Origin of the sequence: Micromonospora chokoriensis (genome assembly GCF_000718555.1) — a bacterium.
Classification (GTDB): Bacteria; Actinomycetota; Actinomycetes; order Mycobacteriales; family Micromonosporaceae; genus Micromonospora; species Micromonospora chokoriensis_B.
In genome coordinates this window covers 1-22,783 of record NZ_JOAN01000032.1, presented here as the reverse complement: position 1 = coordinate 22,783, position 22,783 = coordinate 1, and the positions used below count along the sequence as shown (strand labels likewise).

17 protein-coding genes and 1 pseudogene are annotated in these 22,783 nt (G+C 71.2%); 8 read left to right on the top strand and 10 right to left on the bottom strand.

The genetic code is table 11. The annotated features are described in order from the left end of the window. Window positions 1-61 precede the first annotated feature (61 nt). The 3 genes and pseudogenes from IF46_RS0130355 (at window position 62) to IF46_RS0130345 (ending at window position 3,823) form a co-directional block, all read left to right on the top strand. The gene (locus tag IF46_RS0130355) at window positions 62-1,852 is read left to right on the top strand and encodes a PspC domain-containing protein (protein ID WP_030491838.1); all 1,791 of its coding nucleotides are present in this window, start codon (window positions 62-64) and stop codon (window positions 1,850-1,852) included. Beyond that, window positions 1,849-2,082 (top strand): annotated as a pseudogene (locus IF46_RS35810) (hypothetical protein); the annotation flags it as partial. The gene IF46_RS0130355 and the pseudogene IF46_RS35810, both read left to right, overlap by 4 nt. Window positions 2,083-2,569: 487 nt before the next feature. Continuing rightward, window positions 2,570-3,823, top strand: coding sequence for a phosphatidylserine decarboxylase (locus IF46_RS0130345; RefSeq protein WP_030491836.1), 1,254 nt, complete (start codon window positions 2,570-2,572; stop codon window positions 3,821-3,823). Between the two features lie 57 nt (window positions 3,824-3,880). Here the strand turns inward: IF46_RS0130345 and IF46_RS0130340 are convergent, their stop codons facing one another. The 3 genes from IF46_RS0130340 to IF46_RS0130330 all read right to left on the bottom strand — a co-directional run bounded on the left by IF46_RS0130340 (window position 3,881) and on the right by IF46_RS0130330 (window position 7,753). After that, window positions 3,881-4,831 carry a CDP-alcohol phosphatidyltransferase family protein gene (locus IF46_RS0130340; RefSeq protein WP_030491835.1) on the bottom strand — a complete coding sequence of 317 codons (951 nt, stop codon included), beginning with the start codon at window positions 4,829-4,831 and terminating at the stop codon, window positions 3,881-3,883. Between the two features lie 345 nt (window positions 4,832-5,176). Continuing rightward, a complete protein-coding gene (locus IF46_RS0130335; protein WP_030491834.1) occupies window positions 5,177-6,127 on the bottom strand; it encodes an NUDIX domain-containing protein in 951 nt (316 codons plus the stop codon). Between the two features lie 675 nt (window positions 6,128-6,802). Continuing rightward, window positions 6,803-7,753, bottom strand: a complete 951-nt coding sequence (locus tag IF46_RS0130330; RefSeq protein WP_030491833.1) for an NUDIX hydrolase — start codon at window positions 7,751-7,753, stop codon at window positions 6,803-6,805. A 143-nt stretch (window positions 7,754-7,896) separates the two neighbouring features. Here IF46_RS0130330 and IF46_RS0130325 point away from each other — a divergent pair, with 143 nt between their 5' ends. Next, window positions 7,897-8,265, top strand: a complete 369-nt coding sequence (locus IF46_RS0130325) for a PspC domain-containing protein (RefSeq protein ID WP_030491832.1) — start codon at window positions 7,897-7,899, stop codon at window positions 8,263-8,265. A gap of 7 nt (window positions 8,266-8,272) precedes the next feature. Here the strand turns inward: IF46_RS0130325 and guaA are convergent, their stop codons facing one another. Both guaA and IF46_RS0130315 read right to left on the bottom strand, forming a co-directional pair. Then, on the bottom strand, window positions 8,273-9,829 hold the full coding sequence (guaA, locus tag IF46_RS0130320; protein WP_030491831.1) for a glutamine-hydrolyzing GMP synthase: 1,557 nt from the start codon (window positions 9,827-9,829) through the stop codon (window positions 8,273-8,275). A gap of 66 nt (window positions 9,830-9,895) precedes the next feature. After that, window positions 9,896-11,593, bottom strand: a complete 1,698-nt coding sequence (locus tag IF46_RS0130315; RefSeq protein ID WP_030491830.1) for an FAD-dependent oxidoreductase — start codon at window positions 11,591-11,593, stop codon at window positions 9,896-9,898. Window positions 11,594-11,738: 145 nt separating this feature from the next. Between IF46_RS0130315 and IF46_RS0130310 the strand changes: the two genes are divergently transcribed. After that, a complete protein-coding gene (locus tag IF46_RS0130310) occupies window positions 11,739-12,857 on the top strand; it encodes an LCP family protein (protein WP_030491829.1) in 1,119 nt (372 codons plus the stop codon). A gap of 7 nt (window positions 12,858-12,864) precedes the next feature. On the opposite strand, the gene IF46_RS0130305 is transcribed toward IF46_RS0130310, so the two are convergent. Continuing rightward, complete coding sequence (locus IF46_RS0130305; RefSeq protein WP_030491828.1) at window positions 12,865-14,322, bottom strand: M1 family metallopeptidase; 1,458 nt, start codon at window positions 14,320-14,322, stop codon at window positions 12,865-12,867. A 110-nt stretch (window positions 14,323-14,432) separates the two neighbouring features. Next, window positions 14,433-15,839 (bottom strand): M1 family metallopeptidase, encoded by a 1,407-nt coding sequence (locus tag IF46_RS0130300; RefSeq protein ID WP_030491827.1) that lies wholly within the window; start codon window positions 15,837-15,839, stop codon window positions 14,433-14,435. A gap of 185 nt (window positions 15,840-16,024) precedes the next feature. Between IF46_RS0130300 and IF46_RS0130295 the strand changes: the two genes are divergently transcribed. After that, window positions 16,025-17,140 (top strand): sugar phosphate isomerase/epimerase family protein, encoded by a 1,116-nt coding sequence (locus IF46_RS0130295; RefSeq protein WP_030491826.1) that lies wholly within the window; start codon window positions 16,025-16,027, stop codon window positions 17,138-17,140. Between the two features lie 69 nt (window positions 17,141-17,209). Here the strand turns inward: IF46_RS0130295 and IF46_RS0130290 are convergent, their stop codons facing one another. After that, window positions 17,210-18,328, bottom strand: coding sequence for a GuaB3 family IMP dehydrogenase-related protein (locus tag IF46_RS0130290; RefSeq protein WP_030491825.1), 1,119 nt, complete (start codon window positions 18,326-18,328; stop codon window positions 17,210-17,212). Between the two features lie 30 nt (window positions 18,329-18,358). Beyond that, complete coding sequence (gene guaB, locus IF46_RS0130285; RefSeq protein WP_030491824.1) at window positions 18,359-19,921, bottom strand: IMP dehydrogenase; 1,563 nt, start codon at window positions 19,919-19,921, stop codon at window positions 18,359-18,361. A gap of 186 nt (window positions 19,922-20,107) precedes the next feature. Here guaB and IF46_RS0130280 point away from each other — a divergent pair, with 186 nt between their 5' ends. After that, complete coding sequence (locus IF46_RS0130280) at window positions 20,108-20,527, top strand: DUF5319 domain-containing protein (protein WP_030491823.1); 420 nt, start codon at window positions 20,108-20,110, stop codon at window positions 20,525-20,527. 45 nt (window positions 20,528-20,572) lie between these two features. On the opposite strand, the gene IF46_RS0130275 is transcribed toward IF46_RS0130280, so the two are convergent. Further along, on the bottom strand, window positions 20,573-21,388 hold the full coding sequence (locus IF46_RS0130275) for a helix-turn-helix transcriptional regulator (RefSeq protein ID WP_030491822.1): 816 nt from the start codon (window positions 21,386-21,388) through the stop codon (window positions 20,573-20,575). A gap of 253 nt (window positions 21,389-21,641) precedes the next feature. Here IF46_RS0130275 and IF46_RS0130270 point away from each other — a divergent pair, with 253 nt between their 5' ends. Continuing rightward, window positions 21,642-22,025 carry a WhiB family transcriptional regulator gene (locus IF46_RS0130270; RefSeq protein ID WP_030491821.1) on the top strand — a complete coding sequence of 128 codons (384 nt, stop codon included), beginning with the start codon at window positions 21,642-21,644 and terminating at the stop codon, window positions 22,023-22,025. Window positions 22,026-22,783 lie beyond the last annotated feature (758 nt).

The window sequence follows — 22,783 nt, the reverse complement described above, 5'->3', positions numbered from 1 at the left end:
AGGGTGGGGTCAGGGTCGGGTCCTGAGGTCGAACGGGTGCGCCGGGCAGCAGGATCGAAGCATGACCGAAGAAGCTGCCCCGCCGCCCCGACCGGGGTCGGCACAGCCGGGCGGTTCAGCACCGCCGCCGCCCGCCACGACGCCCACCGAATGGACCGAGCCCAGTACGTTCGGGCCGCACGCCGGCACCGACGCGACCGCCGACGCCGCACCCGGTGATCCGGCCGCCGGCTACGGGCCGCCCACGGCGGGCTACGGCCCGGGCCCAGGGTTCGCGGCGGGCACCGGCTACGGCCCGGGTGGCCCCGGTCCGTCCGCGCCGCCGCCGCTGGGCGGCACCGGCTTCACCTCACGGTACGGGCTGGTCCGACCGCGCGAGGGGCGGTATCTGGCCGGCGTCTGCGCGGCGATCGGGCGTGCCACAAACACCGATCCGGTGCTCTGGCGGGTGTTGCTCGCGGTGCTCGGGTTCTTCGGGGGCATCGGCATCCTGGTGTACGTCGCGGCCTGGCTGATCATCCCGAACGAGGGCGACACCGCGTCCCCGATCGAGTCCATGCTCGGGCGTGGTCGCTCGAGCATGTCGCCGGTGACAGTGATCGTCCTGGGCATCCTGGTGGCAGCCAGCTTCGCGTACATCGTCACCGATGCCTTCCGCGCGGTGCTGCTCGGCGCGGCCATCCTGGTCGCCGGCGCGCTGCTACTCAACCGGGACGGCCGCAATCCACGGCCCGGCACCCCGGGCGGTCCGCCACCCACCACGCCGTCCGGCGGTCCGGCCGGCCCGGTCGTCCCGCCGGTGGCCTGGCCCGCACCGTCCTACGGCGCGGCGCCGTCGACCGGCCCGGTGGTGACGCCGCCGATGTTCAGCACCAATCCGGGGTACGCCACCGCGACGCCAGGGGCAGCGCCCACCGTCACCTTCCCGGCGTACGACGTACCGCCGTCCACCGCGACGCAGCCGGTGTCCGGGGTTGGCCCGGTCTCCGGTCAGCCAGCCGGCGCGACGGGCACCCAGGCTGGCTGGCCGGCACCCGCCACGGGCTGGCCGAGCACCGGCATGCCCAGCGCCGGCTGGCCGTCGGCACCGGTGAGCAGCGCACCCGCTGCCCCAACCGGCTATCCGACCGCCCCGCCGCCGTCCGGTTACCGCCCCCCGTTCGCGCCGCATGGCCCGTACGCCTCACCGACCCCCGCCGTGCCTCGTCCGCCCAAGCCACCGAAGCCGCCGAAGCGCCCCAAGGAGCGCTCGCCGCTCGGCGCGGTGACCTTCTCGCTGATCTTCCTCGTCCTCGGTCTGGTCGCCCTGCTCGACCTGCTGGACGTCTTCGCCATCAGCGCCTCGGCCTACTTCGCGGCCGCGTTGGCCACGATCGCGCTAGGGCTGCTGGTCGGCACGTGGTTCGGCCGGGCCCGCTGGCTCATCGCGCTCGGTCTGGTGACCGCGGCGGCGCTCGGCACGGCGACGGTCGCCGAGTCCTACGACCGGATCCGAGGGGTCGACGGCGCGGTGACCTGGGCGCCCACCGACTACCGCGACCTGGCCGACCGGTACGAGAACAGCTTCGGTGACGCCGTGCTCGACCTGCGCGGCATCGACTTCGCGAAACGGGACAGCCAGGTGACCGTGGCCATCAACTTCGGCCAGGCGACAGTTGTCGTGCCACCGAACGTGGACGTCACCACCGTGGCCGACGTCAACGCGGGGGACGCCACCATCTTCGGCAACCACTCCGGCGGGCTCGACGGTCGCCTGCGGGAATCCACCGACGTCGGCGCGGACGGGCCCGGCGGCGGGACGCTGCGCCTCTACATCCACGTCAATGCTGGCAACCTGGAGGTGACCCGGTGAAGGCTCACCGCACGGATCTGGTGTCGTTCGCCTTCGGGCTCGTGTTCCTGGCGCTCTCCGCCTGGTGGCTACTCGCCCAACTGCTCGGGCTCGCGCTGCCGCCGGTCGGCTGGTTCCTGGCCAGCGCACTCATCCTGATCGGGGTCTTCGGGCTGGTCGGCGCGCTGCGCTCGGGTCGGCCGAGCCAGCCGGAGGCGACCGTCGACGCCCCTGCCGCCGAGACTGTGGCGCCCGTCTCCGGTGCGTCGGTCTCCAGCGCGCCCGTCTCTGGTGCCGCCACGTCGACCTCCGGCGCGGCGCTGCCGGTGTGGGAAGCCGAACGGTCCACCTGGGACACTCCCTCGACAGGCCCGACACCGGAGGCACCGACCAGCGACGTGCGAGCCGAGGACGCGCCGACCACCGACGTGATCCACCCCGCCTGGCTGGCACATCCGCCGTCCGAGCCGCAGACCGAGCCGGCGTCGGAGCCGCAGACCGAGCCGGTCGCCGGCCAATCCGGCGATCAGCCGGGCGACGGGCGGGAGGGTCAGCGCCGGGAAGTCTGACCTCGGGTGCCTGGCAGCGTCGGTCCACCGCATCGCCACGGCGGTGCGGCCGGCGCGGAGGGACGCATATGCTGGCCGGTGGAGATCTCGCCTCTGCCGGCCGGCCCGTCCCGCCCATGGCGGTCCCGCCGCGATTCCCGTCTCTACCCCCGTCAGGAGCCCGCCCGACATGACCCAGTCCCCCGCCGTGCGTACCACCGGTCGGTCCGGTCCGGTCCGCATCGGCGAGCGAGCCGCCCGTACCCTCGTCGCCGAGCTGGCCCGAATCAACGACGCCAAGGCCGCCCTGCTGGTCGGGGTGAGCCCCGACTCCGCGGTGCTGGCCGCTGCGGTCGAGGCGCTGCTCCCCGGTGACCGGCTCACCGTGGTCCCCGCCGAGCCGTTCGGCGCTGCGGCGCTGCGCGAGCACGTCACCGCCCAGGGCCGCTGGGTCGCCGACCGGGTGAGCGTCGTCGACTCGCTGGCCGAAGCCGAAGTCGCCGGGGTCGTCGTCGCTGGCGAGGTGTTCACCGGCACCGCCGAGGCGACCCGCAGCGGCATCGAGGGTTTGGCCAAGTACCTGTCCGACGGCGCGGTGCTGAGCGTGGCGACCGTCGCCACGCCCGGCCGGACCGACGGCGCCGACGCCGAGCTGGCCCGCCAGGACGCCCTCTACGGCGTCGGCTCCGACCTGGTGCTGCGCAACTCGCCGCCGGTGCGCGTCTACCGACTGCGGTTCACCCCGGCCAGCCCCGCCACGGCCGAGACCCTGGCCCCCGCGTACCGGCCGTCGAGTGTGCCGCTGACCCGGGGTATGCACATCGACTCCAACGGCGTGGCGGCTGCGGGCATCGCGCTGGGCCTCGCGGCATTGGCCCGGGTGGCGCGTCCGTCGTCCAAGCTGTGGCTGCTGCCGGCACTGGCCGCCGGGCCGGTCGCCGCGTTCTTCCGGGACCCCGAGCGGGACGTACCGGAGGACCCGAGCGCCGTGGTCGCCAGCGCGGACGGGAAGGTCCTGTCGGTGCAGCGGCTGCACGACGAACGCTTCGGCGACGGCGAGTGGCTGCGGATCGCGGTGTTCCTGTCGGTGCTGGACGTGCACGTCAACCGCGCACCGGTCGCCGGCAAGGTGGTCGACTACTTCGTCGCCGACGGTGGCTTCGTCAACGCGATGAAGCCGGACGCCGAACACAACGTCGCGGCGTACACCGTGCTGGACACCACCCGCGGCACGGTGGTGGTCGCGCAGCGCACCGGGCTGATCGCCCGCCGGATCGTGCAGCGCGCGCCGATCGGCGCGCTGCTGGCCAAGGGCGAGCGTTTCGGTCTGATCCGGTTCGGCTCCCGGACCGACGTCTACCTGCCAGCCGAGGCCGCGGACCCGCTGGTCGGGCCGGGCGACAAGGTGGTCGGTGGGTCCACGGTCATCGCCCGCTGGCGCTGACCCGTAAACGACGAACGGGGCGCCGCTGTCCGCGGCGCCCCGTTCTGTCTGCTCAGCTCAGGCGGTACGACGTTGCCGCAGCCAGAGAACCGGCCCGCTGACCAGGTAGCCCACCACGATCAGGGCGAACGTCAGCCGGATGTCGACCAGCGCGCCGATCACCGGGGCCAACCAGAGCCACGCCGGCAGCTTCACCAGACGGGCGAGCTTGGCGTACGGGAAGCTCGACACCATTGCGAAGGCCAGCAGCGCCACCCCGGCGACCAGCACGGCGCCGGGCACCGGCAGGCCGATCGCCACGGTCACGGCGAGCACCGCGGCCGCCATGGTGGTGGGCACCCCGCAGAAGAATCGGCCGTCCTTCGGCGAGACGTTGAAGCGGGCCAGTCGAATCGCGGCACACGCCGCGACCAGCGCGCACGCCACCGCCGCCGCAGCCGTGGAGACGGAACCGGCGAGCGAGGCATAGACCACGACCGGCGCGGCGAGACCGAACGAGCACATGTCGGCCAGCGAGTCCATCTGCGCGCCGAACGGGCTGGCCACGCCGAGCCGTCGGGCCAGCGCGCCGTCCAGACCGTCGAAGCCGACGCAGGCGATCAGGCAGAACGCGGCGACGCGCACCTCGCCCTGCATGGCCAGGAAGATGGCCAGCATGCCGAGCATCAGGCTAGCCAGCGTGCAGGCGTTGACCAGGCCGAACTTCATCCGGCGCGCGATGGTGCGCTCGCCGGGGAGCAGCGGGATCGACCGGGCCTCGTCGGGCTGCGCCATCGGCGGCATCGCCGGGCTGACCGGCATGACTGCTTCGATATCCGCTCGGTCCACACTCAGTGTCGGGTCCACTCCCAGTGTCGGCCGGCTGAGCCGGTCCAGGCCGTAGCGACGGCGCTGCCGGTCGGCGTACCGGTGCTCGGTCGGGGCCAGGTCGGTCGTGTGCAGGTCGCCGTCGCGGCGACCGACCCGGACCAACAGCACCTGGCGGGCGAACGTGCTGCTGCGGCGCAACCGGCCCGCCCAGCGACGCCCTGCGGGGCGCGGACTGTCAGTAGTACGACGCCGGCGCCATGGGGCTCTCGGCACGTTTCCTCCATCACCGGATCTGCTGGCCGCCGTCTGGCGGGTGTCCGGCTGTCTCGTGCCGGACCTTGCATGGCCCGGCAGCCGTTTTGCGGAGTACACCATCGCATAGGGGAACATGGCTTGGCGATAGCTGCCGGCGGTACTTATATCTGGCTTAAACCGCTCGAACCGCTCGTTTGTTCCCATCCCGGGCCCCATCGCCCGTTTCCTCCACCATTCCCGCCATTGACTGTACCGGAGGGTCCCCATCTCGGCTCACCGAGCGGGGCGCTATCGGCCACTCTGTCCTATTGCCAAGGCCGCGATGTCGCTCAACGGCAGGTCAACGACCTCAGCGCGGGTGAACCACCCAGCCCGTACCGTCGAACCTCCGGCGGATTCGGTGACCACCGCGTCAGTAGGTACGTCCACCAGCACCCGATAGATCACCCGTACGCCATGCCAGTCCAGCGGACGCCCCTCCGGGCCGAGTGCGGCGGGATTGTGCAGGTTGTTGACACCAAGAAGCTCCACGACCCGGCCCACCTGACCGCCCTCCTCGATCAACTCCCGGAGCAGCCCGGTGGCCGGCTGCTCGCCGTGATCGGTGCCACCGCCGGGCAGATGCCACAGGCCAGCCCCCGGATAACCCTCCGCGATCTGGGTGAGCAGGATCCGCCCGGCAGGGTCGGTGACCAGCCCGTACGCCCCGAAACGCAGCCGGCGGTCGGGGTGCGGCGGCGGAACCGGGCCACGCGGCCGGCGCGTTCCGGGCGGCAGCGAAGTGACCGGCAAGCCGAGCACCTCGGCGGTGAACGGAGTCAGCGACAACTGCGCCACCTCCGCCAGCGAAAGCCAGCAAGCCCGAGCAACCAGACCACGTCCGCAGCCCCGCAGCCCACCCTCGGCCCGCCCACCCTCGGACAGTGCGCTCTCGGAGAGTGCGCTCTCGGGCATGCTGAGCTCGAACAACAGCCGGTCGGTGTGCAGTGCGACGTTGTCCTCCGGATCGGTGACCACGTCCGCGACCACCCCGCACAGTCGACTCACCGCCACAGTCAGCCCGGTCTGCGCGGCGACCTCGCGGACCACGGCGCGCTCCGGGTGCTCAGCGTGCGCGACGGCACCGCCCGGCAAGCGCCAAACGCCAGGAAACTCCCCCTCCGCCCCGTCCTGAACCACCAAGACCCGGTCCGAATCCCACAGAAGCCCATAAGCCCCGACCAGCCGCGCAAGCTGCACCCTTGCTCACTCCCCGTTCGACCCAGACCCGTTGATCATGAAGTTACCGCCGTCCATCTCGCGCGACCTGACAATAACTTCATGATCAACGCGAAGCGGCGTACGGGAAACCCGCAGAGCTGCCGAGCCGAGGCGCCCCGCGCCCAAAGTGACCGACCTTCGACTAAGACCGTTTTAGCCCATTAAAGTCAGTTGTGCCCGGTCGCCTGCGCGTCCACCCCACTCGATCAGCCCTCATTGTGAAGTGCATCCGCGTCGCGGGCGGTCGAGACGAACAGTGATCCACTCGGGTTCACGGAAGGCGCGGCATCCCACCGTCCGGGATACCGCGAATCCAAGGAATCCGAGTGGATCACAGAGCAGAGGCCACTAAATCCTGGTCAACACCGTTGCGTCAGACGGAGTGGCCGTTCAACTCCTTGATCGACGGGATTGGACTGCCCTGCTCCGCGATCTTGCACTTTCTGTACCGACATAAGGGGCATCCCACTCCATGTCGACCACTGAAACTGAAAGATCGACGCGACCCCCTTGGCGCAATACGTCTCGGCAGTGCTTGCCGGACCCGCCCTGCGCCCTAACGCAACGGTGTTGACGTCAAGGATCGAGCACGATCTTGGCGTAGGACGCGGGACGCGAGGCACGGGCCGCGAGGCACGGTCAGGTGAGGCACGGTCAGGTGAGTTGGGCTGCTTGGACTGCTTCGGCGGTCACCTCGGTGAGGCGGTCGCTGGGGAGAGCGCCCAACTCCTCACGGGCGAACCAGCGGGCCTCGCAGGTGGAGCCGCCCACGTCGGCAACGGTCAGTGGGTTGGGCTGGTCGACGACCACCCGGTAGAAGGCGCGTACGCCGTGCCAGTCGATCGGGTAACCCTCGGGGCCGAGGGAGGCGGCGTCGCGGTGGCTGGCGACGCCGAGCAGCTCGACAAGGCGGCCGGCCTGGCCGGTCTCCTCGACCAACTCGCGGATGAGTGCCGCGCCGGGCTGCTCGCCGTAGTCGGTGCCGCCGCCGGGCAGGTGCCAGCAGCCGGCGCCGGGGTAGCCGTCGGAGATGCGGGTGAGCAGCACCCGGCCGGCGGGGTCGGTGCAGACCGCGTACGCGGCGAAGCGCTGGGCCCGGTGCAGCCCGTCGGGGCCGGGCACGGCGTAGAAGGAGGGGAACTCGGGTGCCTCGTCGGGCACCACGTCGGCCGAGGAGGCGGGCAGCCCGAGGGCACGTGCGGTGAACGAGCGCAGCGGCAGCTCGCGCGCCTCGTCGAGGGTGTACCACCGGGCCAGGTCGGTGGGGCGCTCGCCGACCCGGTCGGCGAGGGTGCCGCCCCGCACCGCCACCCGGTAGATCAGGCGGTCGGTGTGGATGGTGATGCCGCGATCCGGGAGTGCCCGCATGTCGGCGAGCACGTCGGCGAGGCCGGAGACGGCGACCGAGAGGCCGGTCTCGGCGGCGGTCTCGCGGACGACCGTGTGGTTGGGGTCCTCGCCGTGGTCGACCGCCCCACCGGGCAACGACCACGCGCCGGGGGTGCCGGAGCGCTCCGAGGCGCGGACCAGCAGGATTCGGCCGCTTGAATCAGCACAAACTCCGTATGCCGCGATCCTGCGGAGCGGCTTCAGCAAGGTGGTCACGGAAGCAAATTCTCCCCGGGCCGGGTTACCGGGACGGAAAAGAGTCGGATTCCTGACTGTCTGACCCCGGTCAGGGATTGGTCAGGGTAAGGATCCGGGCGGTCACCGAGGGCGGGCCGGGCACCAGCGCGGACCGTGGAGGCATGACATCGACCACCGCTCCCCACGCCCCGTACAAGCAGCTTCGGCGACCCACCACCGACCGCATGGTCGCGGGGGTTGCCAGCGGCGTCGGCCGCTACTTCGCCGTCGACCCCACCCTGGTCCGGGTGGCCTTCGCGGTCACCGGCCTGCTCACCGGCGGGCTCGCGCTGTTCGCGTACCCGATCATGTGGTTCCTGATGCCGGAGGAGCCGACCGGCGCGCCGGCCTGGCCGCACGCCGCGGGCGTCGCGCCGCAGCACGGCCCGCCGCCCACCGCCGGGCCCGCGCCGGGCGGGCCACAGCCGGGGTACGCCCCGACGCAGCCCTACCCGCCGACGACCCCGCTCAGTACGCCGCCGGCCGGCTGAGCGGCGCTCACTCCCACTCGATGGTGCCCGGCGGCTTGCTGGTGACGTCCAGGACCACCCGGTTCACCTCGGCGACCTCGTTGGTGATCCGGGTGGAGATCCGGGCCACCACGTCGTAGGGCAGTCGGGACCAGTCGGCGGTCATCGCGTCTTCGCTGGAGACCGGGCGCAGCACCACGGGGTGCCCGTAGCTGCGCCCGTCTCCCTGCACACCGACGCTGCGCACGTCGGCGAGGAGCACCACCGGGAACTGCCAGACGCCCCGGTCGAGGCCGGCGCGGGTCAACTCCTCGCGGGCGATCAGGTCGGCCTGGCGGAGCAGGTCGAGGCGCTCCTGGTCGACCGCGCCGATGATCCGGATGGCGAGGCCGGGGCCGGGGAACGGGTGCCGCCAGATCATCTCCTCGGGCAGGCCCAGTTGCAGGCCGAGCGCTCGGACCTCGTCCTTGAAGAGGGTGCGCAGCGGCTCGACGAGCGCGAACTTCAGGTCTTCCGGGAGGCCGCCGACGTTGTGGTGGCTCTTGATGTTGGCGGTGCCGGTGCCGCCGCCGGATTCCACCACGTCGGGGTAGAGGGTGCCCTGGACGAGGAACTCGACGTCGCCGTGTGCGGCGACCTCGCGGGCCGCGGCCTCGAAGACCCGGATGAACTCCCGGCCAATGATCTTGCGCTTCTGCTCCGGGTCGGTGACCCCGGCGAGCGCGCCGAGGAACCGGTCGGCGGCGTCGACCACCTTCAGCTTGATGCCGGTGGCGGCTACGTAGTCCTTCTCCACCTGCTCGGCCTCACCAGCGCGCAGCAGGCCGTGATCGACGAAGACGCAGGTGAGCTGGTCACCGACCGCCTTGTGCACGAGCGCCGCGGCGACGGCCGAGTCCACCCCGCCGGAGAGGCCGCAGATGACCTCCTTGTCGCCGATCTGGTCGCGGATCAGGGCGACCTGCTCGTCAATGATGTTCTCGGGCGTCCAGGTCGGCTCGATGCCGGCGATCTCGTAGAGGAAGCGGGTCAGCATCTCCTGACCGTGCGCGGTGTGCCCGACCTCCGGGTGGAACTGCACGCCGGCCCGACGCCCGGCCAGGTCCTCGAATGCGGCCACCGGCGCTCCCGCCGACTCGGCGGTCACCGTGAAGCCCTCGGGCGCCTCGGTGACACAGTCGCCGTGGCTCATCCATACCGGCAGGTCCGCCGGCAGGTCACGGAGCAGCACACCGGGGTCGAGGAGGCGGGGGCGCAGGGGCGTGCCGCCGTACTCCCGGTTGCCGGTCTTGGTGACCGTGCCGCCGAGCGCCTGGGCCATCGCCTGGAAGCCGTAGCAGATGCCGAATACTGGCACGTCGGCGCTGAAGACGCCCGCGTCGATCTGCGGCGCGTCCGGGGCGTAGACGCTGGCCGGGCCACCGGAGAGGATGATCGCGGCGGGGTTCTTCGCCAGCATCTCGGCGATCGGCATCGAGTGCGGCACGATCTCGGAGTAGACCTTCGCCTCACGGACCCTGCGGGCGATGAGCTGGGCGTACTGGGCTCCGAAGTCCACCACGAGGACAGGGCGAGGCAGGCTCATGTGCACGAAGCCTACCGACAGTCACGGCCGCCACCGGCACCGGCTCGCCGTTGACGGCGGCGGGGTTCAGTAACGCAGCGCGCCCGGGGCGTCCGCCGGGACCGCCGGGTGGTGCGGGGGCACGGCTGCGAGCCGACGGTACGGGGAGCCGAGCGCCGGACGGGGGTCCGGCTCGCCCCGGTTGGGCCAGAACGACATCGCTCGTTCCGCCTGCGCGGTGATCGTCAATGACGGGTTCACGCCGAGGTTGGCTGAGACCGCAGCGCCGTCGACCACGTGCAGCCCGGCGTGCCCGTACACCCGGTGCCAGGGGTCGATCACCCCGTCGGCCGGGGTAGCTCCGATGACCGCCCCGCCCAGGATGTGCGCGGTCATCGGGATGTCGAACGGCTCGGTGAGCGAGCCGCCCGGGGTGCCGCCGATCTCCTCGGCGAGCAGGCGGGCAGCGGTGTTGCCGGCCGGGATCCAGGTCGGGCTGGGCGTGCCGTGGCCCGGGCCGGTGACCAGCCGGCGGCCGAACGGGCCACGTCGCCAACGGGTGGTCAGCGAGTTGTCCGCGGACTGCATGACCAGGGCGATCACCGTCCGCTCCGACCAGCCGCGCACCGACAGCATCCGGGCGGCCAACCGGGGCTGTCGCACGATGCTGCCCAGCCAGCGCCGTACCCGGTGCGGGCCGCCGTCGACAAGCAGCGACTGGAGCAGCCCCATCGCGTTGGAGCCCCGCCCGTAGCGGACCGGCTCGACGTGGGTCTGCGGGTCGGGGTGGAACGAGCTGGTGATGGCCACCCCCTCGGTGTAGTCCAACCGCTCGGAGCGGGCTCGTCGGCGTGGCACCGAGGCACCGAGGATCGCCTCCGAGTTGGTCCGGGTCAGCTCACCGAGGCGGGGCGAGAGCCCGGGTAGCGCGGTGTCGGCCCGCATCGCGTGCAGCAGCCGCTGGGTGCCCAGCGCCCCGGCGGCGAAGACCACCTGGTCGGCGTGGACGACCTGCCGGCCCTTGCGCAGCCAGGCGCCGGTGCGCGCGGCGTGCACCTCGTACCCGCCGCCGTCGGCGGGCCGGACGGCGGTCACGGTGGTCAGCGCACAGACCGTGACCCCGAGCCGTTCCGCGAGCCAGAGGTAGTTCTTGACAAGTGTGTTCTTCGCGCCGTGCCGGCAGCCGGTCATGCAGGAGCCGCAGTGCAGGCAGCCGGTGCGTTCCGGGCCGGCGCCACCGAAGTACGGGTCGGCGACCCGCTGGCCGGGCCGGCCGATGTGCACGCCCACCGGCGTGGCGTGGAAGGTGTGCCCCACCCCCATCCGCTCGGCCACTGCGCGCATGCCGCGGTCCGCGCCGGTGTGCACGGGGTACGTGGTGACGCCGAGCATCCGTTTCGCCTGGTCGTAGTGGCGGGCCAACTCGTCGCGCCAGTCGGTGATGTCCCGCCACTGCGGGTCGGTGTAGAAGGCCGGCAGCGGTTCGTAGAGGGTGTTCGCGTAGACCAGCGAACCGCCGCCCACCCCGGCGCCGGAGAGCACCAGCACCCCGCCGCCGGACCGCCGGTCGGCCGGGCGGAGCAGGGTGAGCCGTTGGATGCCGTAGCAGCCCAGCTTCGGTGCCCAGAGGAACCGGCGGGCCCGCCAGGACGTCTGCGGGAACTCGTCGTCGGCGAAGCGGCGGCCAGCTTCCAGCACCGCGACCGAGTAACCCTTCTCGGCCAGGCGCAGCGCGGTGACGCTGCCACCGAAGCCGGACCCGATGACGACCACGTCGTACCGCATGGAGGCATCATTACTCGCGAGTAGCGCTCGCGCCAGCGGCACTTTTCGCGCGATCATGCTCCGGCCGACCGACCCGGCGCCTCCCGGCCAGAACCCGGAGCACCCGTCGGAGCGTTGTTCACCAGACGGGTGGAAGGAATCCAGGATGGTTCTCGGGTCGATGGCACCGCGCCGACGGTGGCTGCTGCTGGGGTTGACGGCCCTCGCCGCCGTCGCGCTGATCGCGGCCGGCGCGGTGGTGATCACCCGGTTGACCGGCGACAGCAAGCCGGGCGGCACCCCGGTGGCCGGCTCACCGACCCCGTCGCCGGTCGGCACGCCGACCCCGAGCCCCAGCGGTCCGCCGCCGGGGGCGGACATCACCGGCCCGCTCAACCTCCTGCTGGTCGGTGTGGACACCCGGGTCAGCGTGCCCGGCTGGGAGCCGCACGCGGACGCCGTGCTGGTGCTGCACGTGCCCAAGGGGTTGGGTCAGGCATACCTCTTCTCGCTCCCCCGTGACCTGCTGGTGGACATCCCGGCCTTCCCGAAGGCCGGCTACAAGGGCGGCAAGACCAAGCTCACGCACGCGATGAGCTTCGGCAGCCGGGTGCCGGGCAAACCCAAACAGCCGAGCACAGCCCAGGGGTACGAGCTGCTGCGCAGCACGGTCAGTGGCTACACCGGGCTGCGCATCGACGCTGGCGCGGTACTCACGTTCAACGGGTTCGACAGGTTGGTCAATGCCCTCGGCGGGGTGGACATCTACGTCGACCAGCGGGTCGAGTCGCTGCACCGCCGGCCGGACGGCAAGTACCGGGAGAGCGCGCCGGGCGGGTACACCGGGCCGCAGCAGGTCTACGAGAAGGGCACCCAGCACCTCAACGGCTGGCAGGCGCTTGACTACGCGCGGCAGCGCTACATCACCGGCGGCGACTACGCGCGGCAGCGTCACCAGCAGCAGCTGATCCGGGCGATGACCCGCAAGATCCTCGACGAGGGCCTGGCCAAGCAACCCGAGCGCGTCGACCAGGTGGTCTCCGCGCTTGGCGACACGTTGGTCTACGTGGGCGGACGCCGGATCGTCGACATCGCGTACGCCCTGAGTGGGCTGCCGGAGAACCGTTTCACGCTGGTCGGGCTGCCCGGTTCAGGTGTCGGCAAGGGCAGCGCCTACCAGGGCGAGCAGCTCAGCGCCGAGGGTCGCAAGTTCCTCACCGAACTCCGCGCCGGCCGTGCCGACGCGTACCTGGCTGCCCACCCCAGCCTGGTGGTCAAGAACTGACCGCGGCTCAGAGCCGCTTCGGTGCGGCGGGCTTCTTGGTGCCGTAGAGCCAGGCGTCGAAGAGCGCGTCGAGCTGCTTGCCGGAGACGCGCTCGGCGAGGGCCACGAACTCGGCCGTGGTGGCGGTGCTGTCGCGCTTCTCCGCCGCCCAGGTCTTGACGATCTCGAAGAACGCCTTGTCACCGACGGCCACCCGCAGGGCGTGCAGGGTCATGCCGCCGCGCTGGTAGACCGACTCGCTGAACAACTGCTCGGCCCCCGGCTTGCCCGGCGGCGTCTTCCACACCTGCGCGGGCACCTGGGCGTACCGGATGTCGAACGCCGCCTTCGCGGTGTACGCCTTGGTGTGCTCGGCCCAGAGCCACTCCGCGTACGTCGCGAAGCCCTCGTTGAGCCAGATGTCCTCCCACTTGGCCAACGCCACGCTGTCGCCGAACCACTGGTGGGCCAGCTCGTGGGCGACGACCTCGGTGTCCACGCCCTGCCGGAAGAAGCTCGCCGCGTAGACCGGCCGGCTCTGCGTCTCCAGCGCGTAGGAGATCCGACTGTCGGAGATCACCACACCGCCGTACGCGGCGAACGGATACGGCCCGAACACGCTCTCCAGGTAGTCGGCGACCTTGACGGTCTGCGCGATGGACGCGTCCGCGTTCCCCTTGGCCACAGTGGTGGTGACGGCGTTGTAGACCGGGCGGCCCTTGTGCGTGGCAGTGGTGATCCGGAACTTGCCGATCACCAGCGTGCTCAGATAGCTGGCCATCGGCGACTTCTCCGACCACTTCCAGGTGGTCCAGCCGCCCGTGCTGGCCTTCCCGCCGGGAACGCCGTTGCTGATCGCGGTCAGGCCGTCCGGAACGGTGACCTCGAAGTCGTAGGTCGCCTTGTCCGACGGGTGGTCGTTGACCGGGAACCAGGTGCTGGCCGACTCGGGCTGGCCCAGCGCGATGGCACCGTCGGTGGTGTGCACGAAGCCACCTTCACCGAGCGTCTCGTTCTTCAGCGGCTTCGGCTTACCGGCGTAGGTGATCTCGGCGACGAACCCGTTGCCGTTGATCAGGCCGGAGGCCGGCTTGATGACCAGCTCGTTGCGTTTGCGGCTGTGGGTTGCCGGTGCGCCGTCCACGGTGACCGCGCTGACGGTCAGGCCGGCCAGGTCGAGGTTGAACGTCGACAGGTCGGCTGTCGCGGTGGCACGCACTGTGGTCGTACCGGTCAGCTCGTCCTTGGCCGGGTCGTAGCGCACCTTCACCGTGTACTGCCCGACGTCGTAGCCGCCGTTGCCGTAGGTCGGGAAGTAGGGGTCGCCGACCCCGTCGGCGCCCGCGGTGAACGCCCGCGACGGCGTGGGGGACGCGCTCGGTGAAGGCGCTGCCTCCGGGGCGGCCGAGTCGCATCCGGACAGTGCGAGCGCACCGGTCACCAGCAGACCAGCGCCCATTCGCAGTCTGTGCCGCGTCCCCCGCATCCCACACCCTTCCCGCACGGTGGCCGGTCGCGGCCTGCGCCGCTCCGCACGAACGGACGGTTACCCGCCGTTCGCAGGCGGCAGCATATCGACCGGCTGGCGCGGCTGCGTCAGGGCAGGGTGGGGGCCGAGCCGCCCACCAACCAGGCGTCGAAGAACGGTCGCAGTTGTCGCCCCGCCACCCGCTCGGCCAGCACCACGAGGTCCGTGGTCGTCGCGTTGCCCGCCGCCCGCTCGGTCGTCCAGGTGCGCAGAATGCGGAAGAACAGCTCGTCACCGACGGTCCGGCGCAACGCGTGCACGGCGAGCGCCCCGCGCTTGTAGACGGCCGAGCCGAACATCTGCTCCCGGCCCGGCTCGACCGACGGCTGCGCCCAGTCCGTCGCCGCGTACTGGATCTCGAAGTTGCGCTGGGCGCTCCGGCCGCCGTCGTGCTCCTCCCACAGCCACTCGGCGTAGCTGGCGAAGCCCTCGTTCAGCCAGATGTCGCTCCACCTGCTCAGCGAGACGCTGTTGCCGAACCACTGGTGCGCCAACTCGTGCGCGACGACGCTCGGGTCGGGTCGGTCGTCGGCGAAGAAACCGGGCCCGTAGACCGGGCGGGACTGGGTCTCCAGCGCATAGGAGATCCGGTCGTCGGCGATCACGATCCCCCCGTACGAGTCGAACGGGTACGGGCCGAAGCGGCTGGCCAGGAAGTCGACGATCGCGCCGGTACGGGCCAGCGAGGTGGCCGCGCCACCGTTCGCCGGCAGGCTCGCCGCCACCGCCGTGACCATCGGTCGGCCGGCGTGCGTGCCGGTCACCACCCGGTAGTCACCGATCACGAGCGTGCTCAGGTAACTGGCCATCGGAGTGCGCTCCGACCAGCGCCAGGTGGTCCAGCCGTCGGCGCTGCTCTTCGGCCCGGGTACGCCGTTGCTCAGTGCGGCCAGGCCGTCCGGAACGGTCACCACCAGGTCGTAGGTTGCCTTGTCGGACGGGTGGTCGTTGACCGGGAACCAGGTGGCGGCCGAATCGGGCTGGCCGAGCGCGACCGCGCCATCGGCGGTGTGCAGGAAACCACCGCTGCCCAACGACCCATCGGCGACGGCCGTGGGCACGCCCCCGTAGTCGACGGTCACGGTGAACGGCCGGCCGCGCGGCAGGCCGTCGCGGGGTGTGACCACCAACTCGCCGTCGCCGCGCCGGTGGTCGGCCGCCGCGTCACCCACCTCGACCGCGCGGACCTCCAGGCCGACCAGGTCCAGATTGAACCGGGACAGGTCCTGCGTGGCGGTGGCCGTGATGACGGCTCGCCCGGTCAGCCGATCGGTCGACGGGTCGTAGCGGACGTCGAGGCCGTAGTGCGTCACGTCGTAGCCGCCGTTGCCGCGCCCTGGCACGTACGGGTCACCGACGTCCGCCGCGCCGGGCCGGAAGCCGTCGTTGTCGTCGCCCGTACAACCGGCCGCGACCAGCCCGAGGACGCAGATCAGCGCGGTGGCGACGGTCAGTCTCCGCCCGGTCGGGACCATGCCCACTCCTCCCGCGACGTTCCGGTCAGGACGAGCGTAGTCAGCCTTGCCGGCCGCGCGACCTATATCGATGACCATCAGTCACTTTCGTCGAAACCAGCAAAAGCAGCCGTCGATCTCCACTTTCTTTCGACTTAGACCGACGTTAGTGTCTGTCTCCGACCACCGTCGCGAAAGGTGGAACCATGCCAGACCACACCGCCCCCGACGCCTCCCCCACCGGCCGGCTCAGCCGCCGATCCCTGCTCGCCGCCTCCGCCAGCGCCGCCGCCGCGATCGGCGCGGCCGGCCTGCCCGTCCTCGCCACCGGCACGCCCGCGCTCGCCGACCCCGGCGCCGCGAGCAAGCTGCGGGTCGAGCCGCTGATCCCGGCCCGCAACCGCGGCATCATCCTCTACAGCGTCCGCGACCGGATCACCGCCGCGCCGGACGACAGCGGGGTGCCGTACGGCTTCGAGCGCGTCCTCGCTCGACTCGCCGAGATCGGCTACAAGGAGATCGAGTTCGCCGGCTACACCCAGAGCACGGAGATCCTCGGTCGGCAGATCACCCCCGCCGAGATCCGCAAGATCCTCGACGACAACGGTCTGGTGGCCAACGGCACCCACGCCACGATCCAGCCGGCCACCTTCCAGCAGCAGCTCGACATCGCCGAGGAACTCGGCATGAAGAACATCGGCACCGGCAGCGACCCGACCAGCAGCGCGTACAAGGCCGAGTGGGACGCCGCTGCGGACATCTGGAACGAGCTGGGCCGTCAGGCCAAGGCCCGGGGCATGCGGCTCTACACACACAACCACGACGCCGCGTACAACTTCCTGATCGACCGGGGCCCGCGCGACGCGCAGGGCCGGCAGACCCGGTCCTCCGGCATCCGCCGGCTGGAGTACTTCTTCGAGATCACCGACCCGCGGTACGTCTTCTTCGAGCTGGACATCTACTGGGCCTACGTGGCCCGCTACAAGCACCAGAAGTACGTCAACCCGGCCGGGCAGGAGGTGACCGACCTGTTCGACCCGATCCTCACCGTGGCCGACCGGACCACCCGGTTCCCGCTCTTCCACGCCAAGGACGGCGACCGGGACAGCAGCGTCCCCAACGGTTACCAGATGACCCCGCTGGGCGACGGCGACATCAACTTCCAGCAGTTCTTCCAGACCATCGGCGAGCGCAACTTCCACCACGCCAACTGGGAGATGGACACCGCCCCCGGCGGCGCCGACAACCGGGGCCAGTCGCTCGACTTCGCGGCGACCAGCTACCGCAACATGTCCGACCTGACCATCTACGTCGAGAAATGACGCTCGGCTGAACGCGACGAAGGCCGGCCCCGCCGAGCGGGGCCGGCCTTCGGCCGTCTGTGCAAGAGGTCAGCGGTCGAGGACCAGGCCGACCTTCTGGAACTCCTTCAGGTCGCGGTAACCACACTTGGCCATCGCCCGACGCAGCCCACCGAACAGGTTGAGCTGACCGTCGGCCTCGTCCGCCGGCCCGAAGAGCAACTGCTCCATCGAGCCGAGCGGCTCACCGGAGACCTCGAAGCTGCCCCGGGGCAGCGACGGGTGGCTCGCCGCCGAGTGCCACCAGGCACCACGGGCAGGCGCCTCGTCGCAGAGCGACAGCGGCTCACCGAGCATCACCGCGTCCGCTCCGCAGCCGAGCGCCTTGGCGATGTCACCCGAGGTCTGGATGTCACCGTCGGCGATCAGGTGCACGTACCGGCCGCCGGTCTCGTCGAGGTAGTCGCGGCGGGCTGCGGCGGCGTCGGCGATCGCGGTGGCCATCGGCACCCGGATGCCCAACACCGACTCGGTGGTCGACCACTCGTCGCCACCGATGCCCACGATCACGCCGGCCGCGCCGGTACGCATCAGGTGCAGCGCCGTCTTGTAGTCCGTGCAGCCGCCGACGATCACCGGTAGGTCGAGGTCGGCGATGAACTCCTTGAGGTTCAGCGGCTCATCGGTGGTCGACACGTGCTCGGCCGAGACGATGGTGCCCTGGATGACCAGGATGTCCACCCCGGCGTCCAGGATCACCGGCGCCAGCGCGAGCGTGTGCTGCGGAGAGACCCGCACCGCCACCGTGCCGCCACCGGCACGCAGCTCGCGAACCCGCTCCGCGATCAGGTCCGGACGGATCGGCTCGGCGTACACCTCTTGGAGCCGCTTGGTGGCGCGCGCCTCCTCGTCGAGGCCGGCCAGCTCGTCCAGCACCTTCGTCGGGTTCTCGTAGCGGGTCCAGAGCCCCTCGACGTTGAGCACGCCGAGGCCGCCGAGCTGACCCAGCCGCACCGCCGAGGCCGGGCTCATGGTGGCGTCGGAGGGGTGGCCGACGCACGGAATGCCGAACGGGTACGCGTCGAGCTGCCAGGACGTCGAGACGTCATCGACGTCCCGGGTGCGGCGGCTCGGCACGATGGCGATGTCGTCCAGGTGGTAGCCGCGCTGCGCGGTCTTGCCCAGCCCGATCTCGACCACGTCACGCATGGGGGACTCCAGGTGGTTGGGGGTGGTGGGTCAGCGGGTGTGGTAGTTGGGTGCCTCGACGGTCATCTGGATGTCGTGCGGGTGGCTCTCCTTCAGGCCAGCCGCGGTGATCCGGATGAGCTGGCCCCGACGGTGCAGATCGGGGATGTTCTCCGCACCGGCGTACCCCATGGCCAGCCGCAGACCGCCGACCAGCTGGTGGGCGACCCGGGACAGCGGCCCCCGGTAGGGCACCTGGCCCTCCACGCCCTCCGGGACCAGCTTGTCGTCGCTGAGCACGTCCTGCTGGAAGTAGCGGTCCTTGCTGTACGACTTGGCCTGGCCTCGGGACTGCATCGCGCCGAGCGACCCCATCCCGCGGTAGGTCTTGAACTGCTTGCCGTTGACGAAGATCAGCTCGCCGGGGCTCTCCTCGCAGCCGGCCAGCAGGCTGCCGAGCATCACGGTGTCAGCGCCGGCCACCAGGGCCTTGGCGATGTCACCGGAATATTGGATGCCGCCGTCGGCGATCACCGGCACGCCGACCGGACGGGCGGCCCGAGCCGCCTCCATGATCGCGGTCACCTGCGGCACGCCGACCCCGGCGACGATCCGGGTGGTGCAGATCGCGCCCGGACCCACGCCCACCTTGACACCGTCGGCGCCGGCCTCGACCAGCGCCTTCGCGCCGGCGTACGTGGCCACGTTGCCGCCCATGATGTCGACCGTCACGTCGGCCTTGAGCCGGCGGACCATGTCCAGCACCGCCCGCTGGTGACCGTGCGCGGTGTCCACGATCAGCACATCGACGCCCGCGTCGACCAGGGCACGGGCCCGCTTGTAGGAGTCCTCGCCCACACCGATGGCGGCCGCGACCCGGAGCCGGCCCGCGTCGTCCTTGCTGGCTTCCGGGTACTGCTCGCTCTTGGTGAAGTCCTTGACGGTGATCAGGCCACGCAGCCGGCCCGAGTCGTCGACGATCGGCAGCTTCTCGACCTTGTGCTGACGCAGCAGCGCCAGGGCGTCGTCCTTGCTCACCCCGACCCGGGCGGTGATCAGGGGGGTGCGGGTCATGATCTCGCGGACCGGGGTGTCCGGCTCGGTGACGAAACGCATGTCGCGGTTGGTGACGATGCCGACCAACTGGCCGTCGCCGTCCACCACGGGAACGCCGGAGATGCGGTACCGCCCGCACAGCTCGTCGACCTCGCGCAGCGTGTCGTCCGGGCTGGCGGTCACCGGGTTGGTGATCATGCCGGACTCGGAACGCTTCACCAGATCGACCTGGAGCGCCTGGTCCTCCATGGAGAGGTTGCGGTGCAACACGCCGATGCCGCCCTGGCGGGCCATGGCGATCGCCATCCGGGCCTCGGTCACCGTGTCCATCGCGCTGGACAGCAGCGGAATGGACAACTCGACGTTGCGAGTGAGCCTGGTCCGGGTGTTGACCCGGCTGGGCACCACGTCCGACTCGCCCGGCTGGAGCAGCACGTCGTCGAAGGTGAGCCCGAGCGGAACCACCCGCGCGGAGCCGGCCGGCAGCTCGGGCAGGTGGCCGCCCAGGTCGGCGTGCTCCACGCCGGCCGGAAGATCGGTGCTGGGCGAATTTTCCACGATTGCTCCCCTGAGCTGCTCGGATGGGCTTCAGCGAGGTGGCGCGGGCGGGCACCGGAGCGCGCCACGATGCCGGCACGTCGCCTCATCGTACCCAGTGAGCTGGGCGACCCGTCCGTGGCAGGCCGGCCCGGCCCGGAGGCCGGGGGGCGGACGTTCCCGCCGCGTTGGGTCTACGGTGAGGGGGTGCACGACGAGCCCATCGACCCGTTCAATGGCGACCCGGCCGATCCGACCGCGGGTCTGGATGACCCGGGCGACGACGCGACGCCGGATCCGCTGACCGACGTCGAGCGGCAGGATGTGCTGGAAGACCTCGCCGACCTGGAGATCTACCAGGCTCTGCTGGCCCCCATCGGGGTCCGCGGGCTGGTGATCGAATGCGAGGACTGCCGCGAGCCGCACTACTTCGACTGGGACCTGCTCCGCGGCAACCTGCGGCACCTGCTCAACTCGGGTCGCCCCCGGGTGCACGAGCCCGCGTACGACCCCGACCCGGACCACTACGTGACCTGGGACTACGCCCGGGGGTACGCCGACGGGGTGCACGACACCCTGTCCGAAGGCACCGACGACGAGCCGGGCGCCCCGACCGCCACCACGTGATGCTCTGCCGCGCGGCGCGTACTGGGCTGCCGCGCGGCGCGTACGTCAGGCGACCAGACCGGCCCGGAACCCGGCCGCCACCGCGTGCGCCCGGTCCCGAGCGCCAAGCTTGCGGAACAACCGGCGGGCGTGCGTCTTGACGGTGTCCTCCGAGACGAACAACTCCCGGCCGATCTCCGCGTTGCTCTTACCCTCGGCCATGCCGAGCAGCACCTGAAGCTCACGCTCGGTGAGCCCGATCGACGCCCGGCTGGGGCGGGCGTTCGGGGCGGGGCGGGCCTGGTCGGTCTGCGCCGCCCCCGACTCACCGGTCGCCTCCGCCTCGTCGTCACCCCGCTGCACCGGCACCGACGCCACACCCGCCGACCCGTCGCCGGGCGTAGCCGCCCAACCGGGCTCGCCGGCACCGCGCGGAGACGGCCCGGAGCGACCGGAGCCGCCCACCGCCGCCGCGTCGCGGGCCGGATCGGTGATCCGCTGCCGGTTGGCTCGACCAGGCGCGGTGAGCAGCAGTAGAGCCTTCGCCACCGCGCTGGTCAGGTCATGGTCGACATTCTGGATGAGACCCCGGGCGCCGGCGCTGATGGTGGCCGCCGCAGCCTCGGACTCCTCGGTGCCGAGCAACAACACCGCCGCCTGCGGCGCCCGCGCCAACACCCGGCGGACGAAGCCGGCGCTGTCCGGTCGGGTGAGGGCCGTGTCGGCCAACACCACGTCGGCCGGTCGCTCGGCCAGCCGCAGCATCACCTCAGGATCAGAGACGGCGGTACGAACGATCGCGGACAACCCCAGTCGCGCGGCAGCAGAAGCTAGGTGCTGGGCCGCGAGTGGTGTCCGAACGCACACAAGAACGGTACGCACTGTGGTCTCCTCTCCGCCCACGAGCAGACCATGACGCGGTCGGCTGGGGAGGGGGTTCCCGGCAATCCTTCGAACTTTTCCGACAGATGGGGCAAAAGCCGCAATTTCCCGGACGTTTTCGATCACAGACGTGTGAGCTGACGACAGCCCGGGTACCGGGAGATCCAGGCCGGGAACGGTGCGCCTGCGCGGCCCGCCGCCCGGATGCCGGCCACAAGGATTCTCGCGGAGCCGCGCGGGAGGAGGGGTGCTGATGTCGAACGTACGTAGACTGCCCGGACCCATCGTCGATCTGTGGGACTGGCAGCGACTCGGTTCCTGCCGAGGACGCGACAGCGCCCAGTTCTTCCACCCCGATGGCGAGCGTGGCTCCTCCCGACTGCGTCGCGAGTCCGCCGCCAAGTCGGTCTGCCGCGCCTGCCCGGTTCGCGCCGAGTGCGCCGCACACGCACTATCGGTGCGCGAGCCGTACGGCGTGTGGGGCGGCTTCAGCGAGTCGGAGCGCCTGCGACTGCTCGCCGTCGGCTGGGAGGACTTGGCAGACCGCCGGCACGCCCGGGTCGACGTCGCACGGTTGGAGGCTCGCCTGGGCCGCCCGCACAAGTCGACCGTCCCGGCTCAACGCAACGTCGCCTGACCCGACACATCCCCCATCATCACCGAAACCGCGCCTCGGCCCCGGAGGCGCGGTTTCGCATGCTCAAGGCCCCGCTCGGCCTTCATGATCGACTCGACTTCCTTGAAGTCGGGGCATCCCACCCACCCAGACACCCCGACTTCAATGAGCCCGAGTGGATCAAGGCCCGGTGAACGCAAGGAAGGCCAACGAGGGCCCAACCCTGCGAGGTTTACCTGTTTTGGGGTGTTTGCAGCCCTGCGCAGATCAGATGCTTACGCGTGCTATGGGCGACTTTATGCTGTGACGGGTCGCACCCGTGGGCTGGAATCATGGCCGGGCCGGGGTCGTTACACATCCTGACGATCGCAGCACCACGGCCGACCACCCGCCCCTCGGGGGTTGGGATGCAGGCCCCGCGGGTTGGAATGCCCACCCCCGCCCGGTCGTTACAGTCCCCGAACGACCGACCGGCACCGCCGTGATGTGGGTGCTGACGGATCGGGCCTCCCCGGAATGACCCCGGCCCCCCGGTCGTTGCACTCCCCACGACCGACCGGCTACCGCCTTGATGAGGATGCCGGGCCGATCCCCGGAATGACCTCGGCGCCCCGGTCGTTACATCTGGACCCGGCGCCACGAGCCCCCCGCTCGCAGGCCGCCACCCCTAAGACTTTTTCCTTGTGTTGTTGCAGCGCCCGACGAGGTGCTCGACATCCGCACCACTGTTCCCCCGATGTGGTGTGGGTGTTCTACCCCCGAAGGAGCTACCCCATGAA